The organism is Pontibacter sp. LHS1 (genome assembly GCF_058932855.1).
In genome coordinates this window covers 197,355-213,291 of record NZ_JBZYWF010000003.1, presented here as the reverse complement: position 1 = coordinate 213,291, position 15,937 = coordinate 197,355, and the positions used below count along the sequence as shown (strand labels likewise).

The window sequence follows — 15,937 nt, the reverse complement described above, 5'->3', positions numbered from 1 at the left end:
TAATTATTGAAAATACTGAATAATTATGAACACAGACCTGACCATCCTCGCTTACTCAATTTATCTCCCGATAGGAGTCTTTGTGACATACTGGGTAGGGAAGAGTCTGTACAAAAACGGCAGGCTATACCTGCAGCAGATCTTTCAGCAGAACGAACAACTGATCGACCCCATCAACAAGGTGCTGCTCACGGGCTACTACCTGCTCAATGTGGGCTATGTGTTTGTGCTGATGGTGCAGCAGTTGCCGATCTATACCTACGAGCAGCTGATTGAAGTGCTGAGCAGCCGGGTCGGCATCATTTTAGTCTCACTGGGCGGCATTCACTTCTTCAATTTGGCGGTGCTATACCTGATCAGTCGGAAAAATCAAATCACAAATAAACTATAAACCATAAACAGACAAAGCCATGGAAAATGCACTAATGGTAAAAGGATACCTGATCTATCTGCCAATCGCCTTACTGATGACCGTGCTGGTAGCCCGCACACTCTTTAAAAACAGCCAGATCTTTATGCTGGACATTTTCAACGGCCGGGAGGAGATCGCCCTGGCCACCAACAGACTCTTTGAGATCGGTTTCTACCTGATGAACATTGGGGCTGCCTTGCTTATTCTCAAGATGACCGGAATCTTCACGCCCCAGGACCTGATCGAAGCACTGAGCCACAAACTAGGCGGCTTCTCTATCTACCTCGGCATTATGCTGTTCCTGAATTTATACCTGTTCTTCCGAGGCAAGCGCAAAGCGAAAGAGAAAGTGCAGGTTAGCGAAGTAAAAGCCTAAGCATCTTAAGTCTGGAGCAGCTCCGGCAGGGGCTGCTTCCTTTTGAACCATTACCAGCAAACTTATACCTGTAGCATCGCAAAAGCCCCTATAAATGAACAAGAGAAGTTTACGCACCACACTTATAGCAATTGGAATACCCACAGCCTACGCAGTCGTTCTGAGGCTCCTGTTTGGGGTTGAGACGTGGGAGAAGCTGTTTTCTGTCATGACGGTCACCTTCCTGTTTTGCCTGCCTACAATTGTCGGTGCACTGACCGTATACCTGTCCGACGCGAGCAAGGCAAGGAAAGCCAGCTACAGAATAATCGCTCCCTGGATACCTGTCTTCCTGTTCTTTGTGATTACGCTTGCATTGGCACTGGAGGGCTGGGCATGCTGGCTGATGATACTGCCTGTGTTCCTTATCGCCGCTTCGCTTGGTGGCTTATTAGGGGGCTACCTGAAAGCACGGAATATGGACAACAAACTCAGCATTTCTACCCTTATGCTACTTCCCCTGCTACTGTCTCCCCTTGAGAGCCTGATCGATTCTATTCCTGGTACCTACAAAGCCTATACCTACATCGACATCGATGCGCCGGCGGATAAGATCTGGCGCAACGTGACCAGGGTAACGGAGATTCCAGAAGAGGAAGACACCGGCTACCTCACCAGAGCACTCGGTTTCCCGAGGCCTGTGAAAGCGGAGCTGAATTACGAAGGGGTGGGCGCCTATCGGAAAGCCATTTTCACCAATGGCCTTGTCTTTCACGAAACGGTAACAGAATACCAGGACCAGCAGAAAATGGTGTTCAACATCAAGGCACATCCACACGAAATTCCATCCACTACACTCGACGAGCATGTTGTAATAGGAGGGGACTACTTCGATGTGCTCAGCGGGACGTACGAACTCGAAAAACTGCCCAACGGCACGCACCGCCTGCACCTGTACAGCTATTTCAAAATGAACACGACTTTTAATTTCTATGCCGGACTGTGGGGAAAATGGATTATGAAAGACATTCAGAATAACATTTTGAAAATTGAGAAGCAGCGCTCAGAGAGTATATAACTTAACTGCAGGAGCAACGAAAATGAAAATTGTCTCTTATTTAGTATCATTGCTAGCTGCAGCAGCAACATATCTTCTCTTTGCAGCTTATTTGAGTGTATCTGCAGGATTTAGCTCCATAATGCCATTGATTAGCTTTTATAGCTCCATATTAGTATTCGGTTTTTTTAGCTGGCTCCATTTTTTTTCAACCAAAAGTTGGGGCTGTACTGCTGACAATAGCCTTACTGATCATGTTTTTCAGCTGGCCGGCATTGCTGTTTATAGAGCATTTTAGCAGAGAATATAGACCAAACCTTATAGAGTCATTGCTGCCATTTTCTTTGGTTACAATAACTGTGGCCCTTATATGGCTCAGCTATAGCAAGCGCAGAAATGTTGCCAAGTGGTTAGCTTATACCTTGGCTATTCCTCCGGCCTTGTTAGCTACTTATGTCGGCGTTTATTTTACAGTAAGGTATTTCGACCTTATTACATTCTGATCAAAGTCGTATGCAATTTACTATAACCCGCAGCTATCAAACCGCAAATCAGTTTAATTATGTCCCAACCCCTCACTGATAAACTATACCTGCTCGAGAAGTTCCCGGGCAAAGGCGGCTGGACCTATGCGGCTATACCCGAGATATTACCTGACAAGCATGCCTACTTCAACTGGGTCAGGGTGAGAGGCACCATTGATGGCTACGAAATCAAAGGCTTCAACCTGATGCCGATGGGCAATGGGCAGCTTTTCCTGCCGGTGAAGGCGGAGATCCGGAAGAAGATAAAGAAGGAGGCGGGCGACTGGGTTCAGGTAACGCTATACGCTGATAACACGCCACAGGAAATCCCCGAAGAACTGCTGCTCTGCCTGCAGGACGAGCCCACTGCCTACCAGAAATTCCTGAAGTGCACAGATGGAGAGCAGAAAGCCATGGTGGACTGGGTATATGCTGCCAAAACCGACGAGACCAAAGTGGAACGCATCGTCCAGACGATCCAAAAACTGCTGAGCAATCAGAAGCTGCACCAGAAATAGCGCTTAACTTTGTAGCAGCCTAATAAGGCTGTCCTCTTACAGCCAATCCGGTATGGAGCACCTCCGACTAACGAACACATCACACCATTACTTTGAAGAAGCCTGGGAGCTGTACGAGCAGTCTTTTCCGTTGGAAGAGCGGCGTCCCTTGCACTGGCAGCTCGATATTATGCCCCATGCCAGCTACCATTTCGAGCTTATACTGCAGAAGGATGCGCTGGTAGGTATACTGCTGTGGTGGAGCTTTGAGGAAGTGCGCTACATAGAGCATTTTGCAACGACTCCGGCATTGCGTGGCAGGGGTTATGGCAAACTTATACTGGAGGCCTTCACAGGCCGCAGCACAAGACCTGTGCTTTTAGAAGTGGAGCCGCCACAAGAAGAAATTCAGCAGCGCCGTATCCGGTTTTATGAACAGAGCGGCTTCACCCTGAATCATCACACCTACCAACAGCCTCCTTACCACCAGGGGCAACAGCCGCTTACATTGCTGCTCATGTCTTACCCCGCTGCCATCTCAGCTGAAACGGTAGCGCATTTTGTCAGCGAACGGCACCCGCTCATATACCGGCTAGCGGAGTAGTACACACTTACCTGCCTGCTTCCGGTCATGCACCTGCTCAGGCGCTCTTCAACTTGCTCCACACTGCATCACAACCATCTGCTATTACCATAAGTATGATTACATATGCTTTATACCCATACCTCTAAAACCTAAGCAATGGACAAACTGAAAAACAAAGTTGCCCTGATCACCGGATCCGACTCGGGCATAGGAAAAGCTACCGCAATCGAATACGCCAAAGAAGGAGCTGACGTAGTCGTTACTTACCACACCGATAAGGAAGGCGCTGAAGAGACGCTGAGCGAAGTAAAGAAGCACGGCCGCAAAGGCCTGGTGCTGCAGGTGGATATCAGTGATGAGCAGGCTGTGGAAAAACTCTTTGAGCAGTCCCTGAGCGAGTTCGGCTCCATCGACATACTTGTGAATAACGCAGCAGTAAATGGCTCTGGCATCAATGTAGCCGACATGGACACCGAAGTTTTCGACAGAACAATCAAGACCAATCTGTACGGCACCTTCTTCTGCTCCCGTGCTTTTATCAGGCATCGCAAACAAAAGGGCGGCAAAGGCAAGATCATCAATGTGTCGTCGGTGCACGAGGAGATCGTGTCGGCGGGCACGGCAGACTACTGCGCTTCCAAGGCCGGCGTGCGCAACCTCACCCGCACCCTGGCGCTGGAACTGGCAGAGGATGGCATCAACGTGAACAACATTTGCCCCGGCATGATCCTGACACCTATGAACCAGGAGGCGGTTGATGACAAAGAGGCCCGCCAGGAAAGTGAACAGAACATCCCGATGAAGCGGGCGGGCAAACCTGAGGAGATCGCTAAGGTAGCGCTGTTTCTGGCTTCTTCTGACTCAGACTACGTTACCGGCTCAAGCTACTTTATGGACGGCGGTCTATCGCAGCATGTGGGGCAGGGGGCGTAGCAATTGCCAGCCAATAGGGTATAACCCAGCCATCCTGTCAGGGCAAGCCCTTGCGGTGCGTTATTTGTATACCTTCGTATACACAACCTAATTACCAATAAGCTTATGAAAATCGCAAAAGACCCATCTGAATATAACCAACTGACACCGGACGAAGAGCGCATCATCGTGCGCAAGGGCACCGAATACCCAGGAACTGGGGAGTATAACAACTTCAAGGGCGAGGGTGTATACCTGTGCCGCCGCTGCAATGCGCCACTCTATACCTCTGAGTACAAGTTTGAGTCCAACTGCGGCTGGCCAAGCTTTGATGATGAAATAACAGGCGCCGTGAAGCGTGTACCTGACCCGGACGGACACCGCACCGAGATCGTATGCGCCAACTGCGGCGGCCACCTGGGGCATGTGTTCGAAGGGGAGTACCTCACCCCGAAGAATATCCGCCACTGTGTCAATTCCCTCTCTATGAAATTTGTACCGGTCGAAGACCTGGAGAAGTAGACCGCAGGTATAGCTGCAAGCAAATGTTCAGGCACAGGCAACAGGTATCGGCAGCGGACCATGCGCATGAAACCGGCTCCTACGTCTGTGCCTGTTGCGGCAATACGCTGTTTGAGGCCAGCAAAAAATTTGAGGTCGGATCAGGCTTTCCAAGCTTTTGGGCGCAGATTGCAGACCATGTTATCCACAGGGAGCTTAGCACTTATGACCGGCAGCGCACCCAGCTACTGTGTAGTAAATGCGGCCAGCACCTAGGCCACCTTTTCGAAGATGCACGCACTCCCACACAGCTTCGCTACTGTATTAACCAGGCAGCCATCCTTTTTGCAGAAAATCAAGGCGGGGCTGCCTCTTAACTTTATACCTGTTTCTGCAGTATATTATAGCAAAAACTGAATATTCTCACCCTGATATATTCTCATATGAGCCGACCCTCGTTTATCAGAAGTCGCTACAACAGTTTCCGGTTTGCCTTTAAAGGTATGACAGCCGTGTTTCGCTCCGAGCCGAACATGCACCTACACGTGCTGGCCAGCATCATCGTGCTGGTCATGGCTTATCGCTTCGAGGTCACGCGGGTGGAATGGTGCCTGCTTATACTTTGCATCGGCCTGGTCTGGATGGCCGAGATCTTTAACACCTCCATCGAAACGCTTACCGACCTGGTGTCGCCTGAGGAAAACATATGGGCAGGCAAAACCAAGGACTTGGCTGCCGGTGGAGTGCTGATGGCAGCTATTACCTCTGTGGCAGTCGGCTTGCTTATCTTCATACCTTATTGGGTCGACTACGTAAACACTGAATTGTAATTACCGCAAAGAATGGGATAGCCCGATAAACGAAGACCTGCAGGGGTGCCAGCTTTTGGTTTGATATAAGCCCGTAGATCGTTTCGCTCTGTCTGACTAGGTACTCTTTTACTGATAGCACCAGGTATAATGCCGTAGCATGACCAGTGTTTAACCATAAATTTCTACCTTTGCGCACCGTTTGAAAAAATGAACGCTATGCCTCTATTAAAACCCTTCAAGTGGGCACTTGCCTTATCCGTTTTGATCGCTTCGGTAAGCTGCCGGACGACAGAGAAGCGAACAGCAGTTGCTACTGAAGTGGAGCAGGAGCGTGATACCCCAACGGGATGGCTGAGCGAGCTTATCAGGGAGTTGGAGCAGGAAGAGGTGGCCAATCCGCCAGCCAGGGTATACCGCTATACCTATAACGAGCAGGAGGTTTACTACCTCACCAGCCGCTGCTGCGACATCCCTGCCAGGGTATACGACACCGATGGCAACCTGCTGTGTGAGCCCGAGGGCGGCATTACAGGTGAAGGCGACGGTCGCTGCCCGGATTTTTTAGATGCACGCACAAACGAAACCTTAATTTGGGAAGATAAAAGAGAATATAATTAAAGATGACTGGAAACGACGTATTAAAGAACCTTTCGGAATATAACATCTGGGCAAACCAGACCATGCTAGATGTATTCGATTCGCTGCCAGAGTTGCCTTCTAACTCAGGCCGCCTATTCAGCCACGCCCTCAATGCACAGGCCATCTGGATCGCCCGCATCACCGGCACCGAAAGCCCCGTGAAGGTATGGCAGGAGCACACGCTGGAGGAACTGCACAAGCTGCACCAGTACGCCTCCTATAAAATAGCCGAACTGGTAGCTAACTCCGATGAGGAGGAGTTTAACCGCCTGATCGATTACACCAATAGCCAGGGGCACAAGTATAGCACCCGTGTGCTTGACATCCTGACGCACGCCTTCAACCACGCCACTTATCACCGTGCCCAGGTAGCTACTGACCTGCGCAAGTGCGGCCATAACCCACCCAACACCGACTACGTGACGTACGTGCGCGAACTGATGGGGCAGGTATATTAGTTGCCTGATGACTCTCCGGTAAAAACAATAAAACTTTAAACAAACAAAAGGAGCTCCTCATGAAGAAGAGCTCCTTTTGTTTGTACTACTTATAAGTAAAGGAATAGCTTTATGCTAAGTCTTATTTTGTTGGCAACTGAACAGTACCTAAGTTTCTGACTTGATCTTGTGATACACTAATGTTTGTCAAAGTAGTGTCTTGAGCGGCATTCTCGGTATAGAATTTTACTGTATAAGTACCTGCTCTTACACCTCTGATCAGGAAATCCCCATTCTCATTTGCAAATCCACCGATAGTATCGTTAGCTGCTGAGATCACATAGATGCCTGGCTTGGCCTCGGCAGGTGTTACTCTGCCTTGAATAGCGCCAGCTATAGCTTGCGTCACAGTTCGTATAACCGGCTTGAGGTTATACTGTCCATTGCCTCTGGCCACAACCGACTTGGCTGCGTCGAAGTCCAGCAGCACTACATAGGTCACGTCTTCTCTCAGTTCGGCGTTCAACTGCAATTTTACGCCTGAAGTTTGCCCGCTTGGCGTCTTCAGATCGACTACAGTGCCATTCTTCAGTTTCACGGAGTTGTTCTCGCCTAGCACCAGCCTGATCTGTGAAATAGTACCCGCCGGTAGGTTTGCAGAAGCCAGCAGCGTGTCACGTCCGTTGGCAAAATCAAGCAAGTTGTATACACCTGGGTTTATCTCGTCGAGTGTGAGCCAGCCGCTTTCGCTGTCAGTATTCTCTTTGTGAATCTGCACAGAGCGTATGTCCACGTTTACCTCTTCATAGTCACCCGGGGCATCCGTCATGCGCACTTCCATACGGGCTGTGCCATTGCTGTCGGAGTCGCTGTCGCAGGAGCTAAACCACACCAGGCCACTCATCAGAAAAGGAATCAAAAATTTAGTTCTCATAGAAATTGGATTAAGTTTAAACCGCTTGGGTGCCAAATAGCAACCATTATACGGATAAACGGCATAAAGTTGCACAAAAGTATATAGCTATAAAAAAATATAGACCGCTAAGCTAAGCATAGCGGCCTATACAGTGTTATAAAGCATTACTGCTGAACTTTGGTGGTATCAGGTTTAGCAGGCTGTGTGGCAGGCTTTGATCTCGGCTTCAGGAAATCAGTGATTTTATCAGTCGCCTGTTTTTTGATATTCTGCTCAGCTTCCTGTCGCTTGCGCTCCAGTTCCTGACAGGCCTTTTCCTCGGCTTCCAGCTTTCTTCTTTCGAGCTCGTTGCGTACGCTGTCCTGCACCTGCTGCTTTTTCTGCTCCAGCTGCATTTTGGCATCATCTACCTTGCTCTTCACAACATTTTCTACCAAGTCCCTGGCCTGTCCCTTGGCACTGCCACCCGCCAAAGCCACACGTGGCTCAGAGAGTGTGCCTCCAATGTTCAGGTTCAGTGTAATTCGATCGGAAGTCTTTAGTGCTTCATTGCCAATCAGGCTACCCAGTCGTGTATTGAGCTCACGGCCTATCTTGCCAGCCGGTACATTGAGTGCAGTTACATAGTCAATGTTGCCGTTTACATTATTAGAGCCACCTACAGTCATATCCACATCGCCTACTTTCAGGTCAAACGGACGAATTACCAGGCTCCCGTCTATGATCTGCGCGTCGATGCGTTTGTTTTCAACTACAAAGGTTCGCAGTTCATCAAAATTGGTCAGCCTGCTGATCTGGTCCACGATCTTCACGTCACGCACAGCAGCTTTCACCACATCGATTATACCTGAGCCGTCCAGCGTATTAAACACTGGCGTCATATCCTGGCCAATCTCTCCGGCAAAGTTGAACTTGGTAGAGAAGGTACCATCCAGCAGACCTGCGATAGGAGCAATTACTTTAATTGTGTTGAATGCATTGAAGGCTTCCTTGAAGCTCAGGTTCTGCACATCCAGTCGCATATCAAAAAGTGGCTGCTTCAGGCTCTGCGTGTTGTAGCTGCCACTGGTCACGAAGGTACCACCTAAGGTGTTGAACTTCACTGACTCGAGTCGGGCGATTTTATCTTTGATCAGCACGCGGCCACCCACATTGTTTAGCTTCAGGTTGTCATAGAGCACCTGCTTGGCATCCACGTTCAGCGTGATATCGAGGTTGTCCGGCACCTCTACCACGCCTTCGGCTTCGTTGGCAGCAGTAGTTGTCTGGCCGGTGTTCTCATCTACCATCCACTCATTCACATTAAAGGTGTTGGAGCTCAGGTTAAAGTTGCCGCGCAGCGACTGGTTCTCGGCAAGCGCATACCCGATGTAGTTCGATACCGAGCCACTGGCTCTGAAGTCGCTTTTGCCCAGAAAGCCGTTCATATCGTTGAGCTGGATACGCTCATTGTTGAACACAGCATCGGCTTTGGTAATCTTTATGCCTTGCGGCAAATCCGTACTCACAAAGTTCAGGTTGCTGATGCCCATCGTACCATTAGCCGTCACATTATTATACTTTTCGGCTTCAATATCCGACATTTTCCCTTTGGCAGCCACGTTGGCATTGATGCGGCCTGTCACCGTCATACCTTCCTGCGGGAAGATCTTGGTGAGCTTCTCCAGGTCCAGTATACCTTTGATCTGGCCGTCGAAAGCGGGATGCGCTATACCTTGCACCAGCATGCGGCCTTCCAGCGGCTCACCGTCCAGCGTCATATTGAAGCGCTCTATGTTGATGCGGGTGTCGTCGGTGTTGCCTGTCTTGTTCAGGATGTTCACCACCGCATTCAGATTCTGAATAGGAGCGGGGAAGTCGGCTGACTTCACATAGCCATTGGTAAGGCGCATATCAGCGTCTACCACAGGCATGCTCTTCTCGCTATAGGTACCTTTGGCATTGGCGTCTACATTCAGGAGACCTCGCAGCGTCATACCTTCCACCGGGAACACCTTGGTCATCTCGTCCAGATCGATGCTGGCTTTTACGTTGCCGTCTACCTGCATCACCTCCATACCTTTCACCAGCACGCGGGCGTCAATCGGGTTCTTGCCCATGTCCATGTGGAAGCGGCGTACATCCACTACCGTATTTTCCATGTCGCCATCCGGATTATCGATGCGCATGTCTACGTTAATATTGCGGGCGGCCTGCGGCAGGTCAGGGTACTTGAACATACCATCTGCTACCTTTAGCTCAGTGCCGAAGCCTGGCATCTGTGTTTCGTTATAGCGGCCTTTCACATAGCCGTCAAAACTCAGGTTACCTTCCGTTTTGATGTCATTAAAATCCTCCTTGAACATACCCGGCACCACCGACAGCACACTGCGGAAGTCTGTGTTCACAGCCTTAAAGGTCAGGTCCAGGTCGATGTCGTCTTCTGGCATCAAAATAGTACCGGCAAACTGCACAGGCAGCTCATTGATGCGGATGTTGTTGTCTTTAAAGGTATAGAGGTACTGATCCAGGTCCATTTCCATGGTCACGTCAGCGTCCAGCACGGCATTCTCGATGTAGTTCACCCCATCATAAGTCATTACAAAGCGTTCAGCCTGGGTTTGAGACTTCATATCAAATACGCTCTTCTCAAAGTCGCCGCTACCGGTATGGCGCACATTGTAGGCAGCCAGCCCGAAAGGGATGCTCAGGTCGTCATAATAGAGCGTACCGTTGTTGATATCCCATCGTTTGATCGCCATGCGGAAGTCGCTGGCAGCTGTATCAGCTTCGGCTGTTGTGGTGGTATCGGTGATAAAGATGTCCCAGTTCGCCTTGCCACTTTTGAGCACCAGCAGGCGGATAGTCGGGTCGTCGAGTTTGATGTTGTTAACCTTAACCCGGTTGCCACTGATCACACTCATCAGATCCAGACCCATGCGGAAAGAAGGAACCTTCGCCAGCGTATCTGTCGCAAAAGAATCCTGGCCAACGACCAGCAGGTTCTCTACGCCCAGCGACATGTTCGGGAAATCTCTGAAAAGGGAAAGGCTCACATCATCTGTCGCGTATATGACAGATGCATTGATATTCTTGGCGATCTCTTTGTCCAGGGCCTCTTTAATTTTATCTTTGAAGAGCAGAGGCACCAGCGCCGCCGCTGCCAGCAGCACCGCCAGAAAGACGAAGAAACCAATAACTACTTTTTTCATATAGATGGTTGCGTTTAGTAAAAGCTAAGCTATATAATTTTATAGCTAAAACCATGCAGAATTTACACTAGCTCTAAAACTATAACCGTTTTAGGGTCTTATAAGGTATGCGTACAGCCCGGATAAAACATTTTTTTCTCTTTGCCCTATACCTGCTGAGCGCTGGCCTGGCTGCAGCACAAGATGCGCACTTCACGCAGCAGTACGCGAACCGGTTATACCTGAACCCCGCCTTCAGCGGACTGGGTCGCGACTGGAGCGTATCTGTTGCCCACCGCAACCAATGGCCATCGCTCAACGGATCCTTCATCACCAATCAGGTCTCTTCCGACTATCGCTTTGAAGGTACCAAAAGTGCAATTGGAGTGGTACTGCAGCAAGACCGGGCCGGTATTGGCGGATTACAAAAACTGCAGGCCGCACTGGCTTACGCCTATCATACCCGCCTTACCGACAACCTGGCTTTTTCAGGAGGCCTTCAGACATCTATCGCCTCACTGCGTGTTAATTATGACAACCTGATCTTCGGTGATCAACTAACCGACTTTGGGCAAACCGCTCTTACTTCAACCGAAGCCAATCATTTCGATCCAACCAACTATGTGAGCTTCGCTGTAGGCAGCATCTTGTACAATAACAATTTCTGGGCCGGGCTCAACGTGTCGCACCTCAACCAGCCGTCTTATGGTTTTGACGAGACGACCAGGCTGCCGCTGCGCTTTGTGGCAAATGCCGGTTACAAATTTTATCTGGATACCGGTTTAAGGCGCTATAATGCTGAGTTTAGCATCAGTCCGGCACTGAATTTTACACATCAGCAAAATTTTAATCGTATTGATTTAGCCTTGTATACTATCTATTCACCTTTGGCGTTAGGTGTAATATATAAAGGAGTACCTGCAACTGGCGCAGACCAGGATCAGAGTTTAGGAGTGATAGCAGGCATTAGCCTGAACAGGCTCCGTATCGGCTTCAGCCACGACGTGGGAGTGAAGGGATTTGGCAGACAGGCGGGTGGGGCGAATGAAATTTCGCTCGTTTTTGAACAACTTAACTTAAATAATTTGTTCACAGGCCGTCGATCGTCCAAAATAAACCATAACATTGTTTGTCCGGCATTCTGAATTTAGTTATAATTGCACGTTAAATTACATTAAAAGAACCTTATCATTAGTAGGTCCTAATCTATGAAGCTTATTAAGTATGTATCAGCCGTTGTAGTAGGAGGAGCTCTCCTTGCATCATGCGGAAGAGGGGGCGGCTATCCAACTAGCACTGACCCAGGCGATTACAGCTCGGCCACGGGTATAGAATACAACGAGGACGAAACTGCGTTTCAGGTAAACGATTACGAAGACTTCCCTCAGGCTCCGGGTCTTGTATTTATTGAAGGTGGTCGTACCACACTGGGCTCTATGGAGGAGGATATCGCCATGACCCGTGACAATATCGAGCGCACGGTAACAGTGGCTTCGTTTTACATGGACGAAACTGAAGTGGCTAACATCCACTGGCTGGAGTACCTGCACTACCTGAAGCGTGACTCTATACCTGAGGTATACGTAGCTGCTCTTCCGGATACAACGGTATGGTCGCGTCAGCTTTCTTTCAATGACCCTTACGTAACGTACTACCTGCGTTACCCTGGTTTCCGTTTCTTCCCGGTGGTAGGTGTTAGCTGGCTGCAAGCCAATGACTACTGCACCTGGCGTACAGCTAAGGTGAACGAAAACCTGGCAAAAGAAGCGTCTGGTGGTACTCAGAGAAGAGGCCTTTTCGGAAGAAACCGTGCTCAGGAAACAACAGAAGCAACAGCTCTCTCAATCGAGTCTGGCTATGTGTTGCCGAACTACCGTCTCCCAACAGAGGCTGAGTGGGAATACGCTGCACAGGCTCTGATCGGTACACAGTACAACGAAGACGAAAACCAGCACAACAGAAGATTATATCCTTGGGATGGTCATCAGCTGCGTAACCCATACGGTAAGAAAATGGGCCAGTTCCTGGCTAACTTCAAGCGTGGCCGTGGTGACTATGCTGGTATAGCTGGCTCACTGAACGACGGTGCCATGATCACAGACTACATCTACGCTTATCCGCCAAACGACTTCGGTCTGTACAACATGGCTGGTAACGTGAACGAGTGGGTGCAGGATGTTTACCGTCCGCTTTCATTCCAGGATGTAGAAGACTTGAACCCTTTCCGTAGAGACGGTTACCAGGACGAAGCTGAAAACTATGATACAGCTGAAGGCTTCCACTCACTGATCAGCAATGAGGTTCGAGTTTACAAAGGTGGTTCTTGGAAAGACGTAGCTTACTGGTTGTCTCCAGGTACCAGAAGATTCATGGCGCAAGACTCATCTACAGCGACAATCGGTTTCCGTTGCGCGATGATCAACGCAGGATCTAACAGATAAGAACTAACAGTTAATACTATATTTTAAAGGGCCCGGGGTATACCCGGGCTTTTTGCATTTCTGGCTGTTGCTATTTCATTAAGCTGCCGCAATAGTGGTTATACTTACTTCGCTGCAGCCGTTTTGCAAGAGGGTTAGAGCGCACGCTTCCAGTGTTGCTCCAGTTGTCAGCACATCATCCACCAGTAGTATCCTTTTGCCGCTTACTTCCTCTGTCTTCTTCACAGCAAACACCTGCTCCACATTCTGCCAACGGTCAAGGCGGCTTTTCTTTGTCTGAGAATCCGTGTCGATGGCACGCTCCATTACTTTATTACTCCACGGAATCTGCAGTGCCTCAGATAATCCCTTGGCAAACCCATCAGACTGGTTGTAGCCACGGCGGCGCAACTTCAGCCGGTGCAGCGGCACAGGTATGATCAGGTCAAAGTGTGCTGCATATCCGTGGTCAAACAGTATGGAGCCGTAGCGTTTACCCAAGTGTTCGCCAACATCCTGAGCTCCTTTATACTTGAGCTTATGCAATAGGCGCTGTACCCGCCCTTTAGGTCTGAAAAGCAGGTATGAGAATGCAAACCTTACCGGCACCTTACCCCAAAACCGCTGCTGCAGGTAGTTCAACTCTGTCGCACCATGCAGATGCAGATCGGTGTAGGGGAGTTTCACGTTACACTCCGTACAGATATAGCGCTCACCACGAGTCAGTGGCTGGTCGCATGTATGGCATATCTCGGGAAAAAGTAAAGACAGGAAATCCTGTAGCATAGCGGGAAAGGCGTGGTTAAGGTATTCTTGAGAATTTAGATTAACTTTATCTCTTATACTTTTAAAAGCATAAAACAGTCATAGCACACACAACAATGAGTCAGATAGAAGAATTCAACGAATACCGTACGCGCATGAACGAGCGCATCATGTCTTACGATAACAAGGTAATCAAACGCTTTTTTAACCTCGACACCAATACATACATGGAGGGTGCCCTGGATGTAAAAACAAAAGAAATGCTCGGCTTGGTAGCCTCCATGGTTTTGCGTTGCGACGATTGCATCAAGTACCACTTGGGCAAGTGCTTTGAAGAAGGAGTTTCGGATGAGCAGGTGTTTGAGGTATTCTCCATTGCCAACCTGGTGGGAGGATCCATCGTGATACCACACTTCCGCCGCGCAGTTGAGTACTGGGAGGAACTTAAAGCCCAGCAAAGCGCTTCTTAAAAAGAGTAATTCAAATGCTGAATAGTTCTGTTGACTTTCCTCAATTGTTACACTCTATTGAGACGGGAAACTGAATAATTCAGCCATTCAACAATTAAAATATGGCCGACGAATCATCTAACCTGGACCACAGATGGACCAACCTGCGGGCTTCGATGATGAAGACTTTCGGGAAAAAGCCTGACCTGAATGCTATCCTGTTTCTGATAGGTATACAGGAATTGGGCAGAGGCATCTCGAACTTCACAAAAGAGGAGAAGCAAGACCTGATGCACATCGCTACTTGCAAGGTGTTCAGTCTTTCAGGTTTTTATGAACTGGAGCGGGTCGACGAAGAAGGTTGGCCCCATTATCGCTCTGTCAAGCCTATACCTTTCACTAATCTGAAAGATCAGGAGAGAATGCTCAAGTGGCATATCCTGGAGTACTTTGACAGAGCCGACGATATTTAAATCCCATCACTTAAATTTTTTACCTGTACAGGTAGCATGCTTCTCTTTCTTACTAAAGGGGAAGTGTGCTGCCTGTGCATGGAATTGAAACAGAAAGCATGAAAATTATTACCTATAACGTAAACGGCATCCGCGCTGCTATTACCAAAGGATTTCAGGATTGGGTGAAAGCTGCCAATCCGGATGTACTTTGCCTGCAGGAGATCAAGGCCTGCGAAGATAAGTTTGACCGTGCCATCTTTGAAGATATGGGCTACAATGTATACCTGCACCCAGCTGTTAAAAAAGGGTATAGCGGAGTGGCCATTCTCAGCAAAGACAAACCCAAGCACGTGGAGATCGGCTGTGGCATGGAGTGCTACGATAATGAGGGCCGTGTGATCCGTGCAGACTTCGACGATTATTCAATTATGAGCGTATACATGCCTTCCGGATCAAGCGGCGATGAGCGGCAGGGTTTTAAGATGCAGTGGCTCGACGATTTCTATGGCTATATCGGCGACCTGAAGCAGACACTACCGGGCATGGTGATCAGTGGCGACTATAATATCTGTCACCAGACGATTGACATTCATAACCCAAAGTCCAACGCGAACAGCTCGGGCTTCTTGCCAGAAGAGCGCAATTGGATGACCAAGTTTATCGAGAGCGGCTTTGTGGACAGCTTCCGCCACTTTAATAAGGAGCCACACAACTACAGCTGGTGGAGCTATAGAGCAGGGGCGCGTGCAAAGAACCTGGGCTGGCGTATCGATTATAATATGGTGACTGGAAATTTACAGGATCGTATGCAACGGGCGGCCATACTGCCTGAAGCCAAACACTCCGATCACTGCCCTGTTTTATTGGATATTATATAGTAGCACGCACTGTACGTATACTAAATCGACCGTGCAGACAGTTTAATAGTAAAGGCTTTAGGAGATTCTCTTAAATTTCTATATTTTAACAACTTACACCTCTCAGGTTAATCATTAGCTGTAAGCATGGGTCAGTAACGATTAAATAATTA

General features: G+C 49.0%; 20 protein-coding genes. 17 read left to right on the top strand and 3 right to left on the bottom strand.

Features of this window, described 5'->3' with window-relative positions; translation table 11 throughout:
• The first annotated feature begins 25 nt into the window (after nt 1-25).
• The 12 genes from AC5FXQ_RS08095 (at nt 26) to AC5FXQ_RS08040 (ending at nt 6,753) form a co-directional block, all read left to right on the top strand.
• Nucleotides 26-391 (top strand): hypothetical protein, encoded by a 366-nt coding sequence (locus AC5FXQ_RS08095; RefSeq protein WP_493601969.1) that lies wholly within the window; start codon nt 26-28, stop codon nt 389-391.
• Between the two features lie 19 nt (nt 392-410).
• On the top strand, nt 411-788 hold the full coding sequence (locus AC5FXQ_RS08090) for a hypothetical protein (protein ID WP_493601968.1): 378 nt from the start codon (nt 411-413) through the stop codon (nt 786-788).
• A 94-nt stretch (nt 789-882) separates the two neighbouring features.
• Nucleotides 883-1,845, top strand: a complete 963-nt coding sequence (locus tag AC5FXQ_RS08085) for an SRPBCC family protein (protein ID WP_493601967.1) — start codon at nt 883-885, stop codon at nt 1,843-1,845.
• A 22-nt stretch (nt 1,846-1,867) separates the two neighbouring features.
• Nucleotides 1,868-2,122 carry a hypothetical protein gene (locus AC5FXQ_RS08080; RefSeq protein ID WP_493601966.1) on the top strand — a complete coding sequence of 85 codons (255 nt, stop codon included), beginning with the start codon at nt 1,868-1,870 and terminating at the stop codon, nt 2,120-2,122.
• A gap of 264 nt (nt 2,123-2,386) precedes the next feature.
• A complete protein-coding gene (locus tag AC5FXQ_RS08075; protein ID WP_493601965.1) occupies nt 2,387-2,866 on the top strand; it encodes a DUF1905 domain-containing protein in 480 nt (159 codons plus the stop codon).
• Between the two features lie 52 nt (nt 2,867-2,918).
• Nucleotides 2,919-3,449 (top strand): GNAT family N-acetyltransferase, encoded by a 531-nt coding sequence (locus tag AC5FXQ_RS08070; RefSeq protein WP_493601964.1) that lies wholly within the window; start codon nt 2,919-2,921, stop codon nt 3,447-3,449.
• 138 nt (nt 3,450-3,587) lie between these two features.
• On the top strand, nt 3,588-4,364 hold the full coding sequence (locus tag AC5FXQ_RS08065; protein WP_493601963.1) for an SDR family NAD(P)-dependent oxidoreductase: 777 nt from the start codon (nt 3,588-3,590) through the stop codon (nt 4,362-4,364).
• A gap of 105 nt (nt 4,365-4,469) precedes the next feature.
• Nucleotides 4,470-4,865: a methionine-R-sulfoxide reductase gene (locus AC5FXQ_RS08060; protein ID WP_493601962.1), complete on the top strand. Its 396-nt coding sequence runs from the start codon at nt 4,470-4,472 to the stop codon at nt 4,863-4,865.
• A gap of 23 nt (nt 4,866-4,888) precedes the next feature.
• On the top strand, nt 4,889-5,221 hold the full coding sequence (locus tag AC5FXQ_RS08055; RefSeq protein WP_493601961.1) for a peptide-methionine (R)-S-oxide reductase: 333 nt from the start codon (nt 4,889-4,891) through the stop codon (nt 5,219-5,221).
• A gap of 66 nt (nt 5,222-5,287) precedes the next feature.
• A complete protein-coding gene (locus tag AC5FXQ_RS08050; protein ID WP_493601960.1) occupies nt 5,288-5,674 on the top strand; it encodes a diacylglycerol kinase family protein in 387 nt (128 codons plus the stop codon).
• Nucleotides 5,675-5,872: 198 nt separating this feature from the next.
• Entirely contained in the window at nt 5,873-6,274 is a 402-nt protein-coding gene (locus AC5FXQ_RS08045) for a DUF6970 domain-containing protein (RefSeq protein ID WP_493601959.1), read from the top strand.
• 2 nt (nt 6,275-6,276) lie between these two features.
• Nucleotides 6,277-6,753, top strand: coding sequence for a DinB family protein (locus AC5FXQ_RS08040; RefSeq protein WP_007660880.1), 477 nt, complete (start codon nt 6,277-6,279; stop codon nt 6,751-6,753).
• Nucleotides 6,754-6,874: 121 nt separating this feature from the next.
• Here AC5FXQ_RS08040 and AC5FXQ_RS08035 read toward each other — a convergent pair whose 3' ends face one another.
• Both AC5FXQ_RS08035 and AC5FXQ_RS08030 read right to left on the bottom strand, forming a co-directional pair.
• Nucleotides 6,875-7,666 (bottom strand): DUF4382 domain-containing protein, encoded by a 792-nt coding sequence (locus tag AC5FXQ_RS08035; RefSeq protein WP_493601958.1) that lies wholly within the window; start codon nt 7,664-7,666, stop codon nt 6,875-6,877.
• A gap of 146 nt (nt 7,667-7,812) precedes the next feature.
• Nucleotides 7,813-10,839 (bottom strand): AsmA family protein, encoded by a 3,027-nt coding sequence (locus AC5FXQ_RS08030; RefSeq protein ID WP_493601957.1) that lies wholly within the window; start codon nt 10,837-10,839, stop codon nt 7,813-7,815.
• 107 nt (nt 10,840-10,946) lie between these two features.
• On the opposite strand from AC5FXQ_RS08030, the gene AC5FXQ_RS08025 reads away from it, so the two are divergent.
• Complete coding sequence (locus tag AC5FXQ_RS08025; RefSeq protein ID WP_493601956.1) at nt 10,947-11,963, top strand: PorP/SprF family type IX secretion system membrane protein; 1,017 nt, start codon at nt 10,947-10,949, stop codon at nt 11,961-11,963.
• Nucleotides 11,964-12,026: 63 nt separating this feature from the next.
• Nucleotides 12,027-13,259 (top strand): gliding motility lipoprotein GldJ, encoded by a 1,233-nt coding sequence (gene gldJ, locus AC5FXQ_RS08020; RefSeq protein WP_493601955.1) that lies wholly within the window; start codon nt 12,027-12,029, stop codon nt 13,257-13,259.
• Nucleotides 13,260-13,337: 78 nt separating this feature from the next.
• On the opposite strand, the gene AC5FXQ_RS08015 is transcribed toward gldJ, so the two are convergent.
• Entirely contained in the window at nt 13,338-14,024 is a 687-nt protein-coding gene (locus tag AC5FXQ_RS08015; RefSeq protein WP_493601954.1) for a ComF family protein, read from the bottom strand.
• A gap of 95 nt (nt 14,025-14,119) precedes the next feature.
• On the opposite strand from AC5FXQ_RS08015, the gene AC5FXQ_RS08010 reads away from it, so the two are divergent.
• The 3 genes from AC5FXQ_RS08010 to AC5FXQ_RS08000 all read left to right on the top strand — a co-directional run bounded on the left by AC5FXQ_RS08010 (nt 14,120) and on the right by AC5FXQ_RS08000 (nt 15,785).
• A complete protein-coding gene (locus AC5FXQ_RS08010) occupies nt 14,120-14,473 on the top strand; it encodes a carboxymuconolactone decarboxylase family protein (protein WP_007656658.1) in 354 nt (117 codons plus the stop codon).
• Between the two features lie 101 nt (nt 14,474-14,574).
• Nucleotides 14,575-14,925, top strand: coding sequence for a hypothetical protein (locus tag AC5FXQ_RS08005; RefSeq protein WP_493601953.1), 351 nt, complete (start codon nt 14,575-14,577; stop codon nt 14,923-14,925).
• Nucleotides 14,926-15,023: 98 nt separating this feature from the next.
• Nucleotides 15,024-15,785: an exodeoxyribonuclease III gene (locus AC5FXQ_RS08000; RefSeq protein WP_493601952.1), complete on the top strand. Its 762-nt coding sequence runs from the start codon at nt 15,024-15,026 to the stop codon at nt 15,783-15,785.
• Nucleotides 15,786-15,937 lie beyond the last annotated feature (152 nt).

Bases quoted from the DNA above. Each gene is read 5' to 3' on its own strand.
- AC5FXQ_RS08010 (WP_007656658.1), top strand. From the start codon at position 14,120: ATGAGTCAGATAGAAGAATTCAACGAATACCGTACGCGCATGAACGAG.
- AC5FXQ_RS08090 (WP_493601968.1), top strand. From the start codon at position 411: ATGGAAAATGCACTAATGGTAAAAGGATACCTGATCTATCTGCCAATC.
- AC5FXQ_RS08075 (WP_493601965.1), top strand. From the start codon at position 2,387: ATGTCCCAACCCCTCACTGATAAACTATACCTGCTCGAGAAGTTCCCG.
- AC5FXQ_RS08050 (WP_493601960.1), top strand. From the start codon at position 5,288: ATGAGCCGACCCTCGTTTATCAGAAGTCGCTACAACAGTTTCCGGTTT.
- AC5FXQ_RS08025 (WP_493601956.1), top strand. From the start codon at position 10,947: ATGCGTACAGCCCGGATAAAACATTTTTTTCTCTTTGCCCTATACCTG.
- AC5FXQ_RS08035 (WP_493601958.1), bottom strand. From the start codon at position 7,666: ATGAGAACTAAATTTTTGATTCCTTTTCTGATGAGTGGCCTGGTGTGG.
- AC5FXQ_RS08015 (WP_493601954.1), bottom strand. From the start codon at position 14,024: ATGCTACAGGATTTCCTGTCTTTACTTTTTCCCGAGATATGCCATACA.
- gldJ (WP_493601955.1), top strand. From the start codon at position 12,027: ATGAAGCTTATTAAGTATGTATCAGCCGTTGTAGTAGGAGGAGCTCTC.
- AC5FXQ_RS08080 (WP_493601966.1), top strand. From the start codon at position 1,868: ATGAAAATTGTCTCTTATTTAGTATCATTGCTAGCTGCAGCAGCAACA.
- AC5FXQ_RS08065 (WP_493601963.1), top strand. From the start codon at position 3,588: ATGGACAAACTGAAAAACAAAGTTGCCCTGATCACCGGATCCGACTCG.
- AC5FXQ_RS08030 (WP_493601957.1), bottom strand. From the start codon at position 10,839: ATGAAAAAAGTAGTTATTGGTTTCTTCGTCTTTCTGGCGGTGCTGCTG.
- AC5FXQ_RS08005 (WP_493601953.1), top strand. From the start codon at position 14,575: ATGGCCGACGAATCATCTAACCTGGACCACAGATGGACCAACCTGCGG.
- AC5FXQ_RS08085 (WP_493601967.1), top strand. From the start codon at position 883: ATGAACAAGAGAAGTTTACGCACCACACTTATAGCAATTGGAATACCC.
- AC5FXQ_RS08055 (WP_493601961.1), top strand. From the start codon at position 4,889: ATGTTCAGGCACAGGCAACAGGTATCGGCAGCGGACCATGCGCATGAA.
- AC5FXQ_RS08045 (WP_493601959.1), top strand. From the start codon at position 5,873: ATGCCTCTATTAAAACCCTTCAAGTGGGCACTTGCCTTATCCGTTTTG.
- AC5FXQ_RS08095 (WP_493601969.1), top strand. From the start codon at position 26: ATGAACACAGACCTGACCATCCTCGCTTACTCAATTTATCTCCCGATA.
- AC5FXQ_RS08070 (WP_493601964.1), top strand. From the start codon at position 2,919: ATGGAGCACCTCCGACTAACGAACACATCACACCATTACTTTGAAGAA.
- AC5FXQ_RS08060 (WP_493601962.1), top strand. From the start codon at position 4,470: ATGAAAATCGCAAAAGACCCATCTGAATATAACCAACTGACACCGGAC.
- AC5FXQ_RS08000 (WP_493601952.1), top strand. From the start codon at position 15,024: ATGAAAATTATTACCTATAACGTAAACGGCATCCGCGCTGCTATTACC.
- AC5FXQ_RS08040 (WP_007660880.1), top strand. From the start codon at position 6,277: ATGACTGGAAACGACGTATTAAAGAACCTTTCGGAATATAACATCTGG.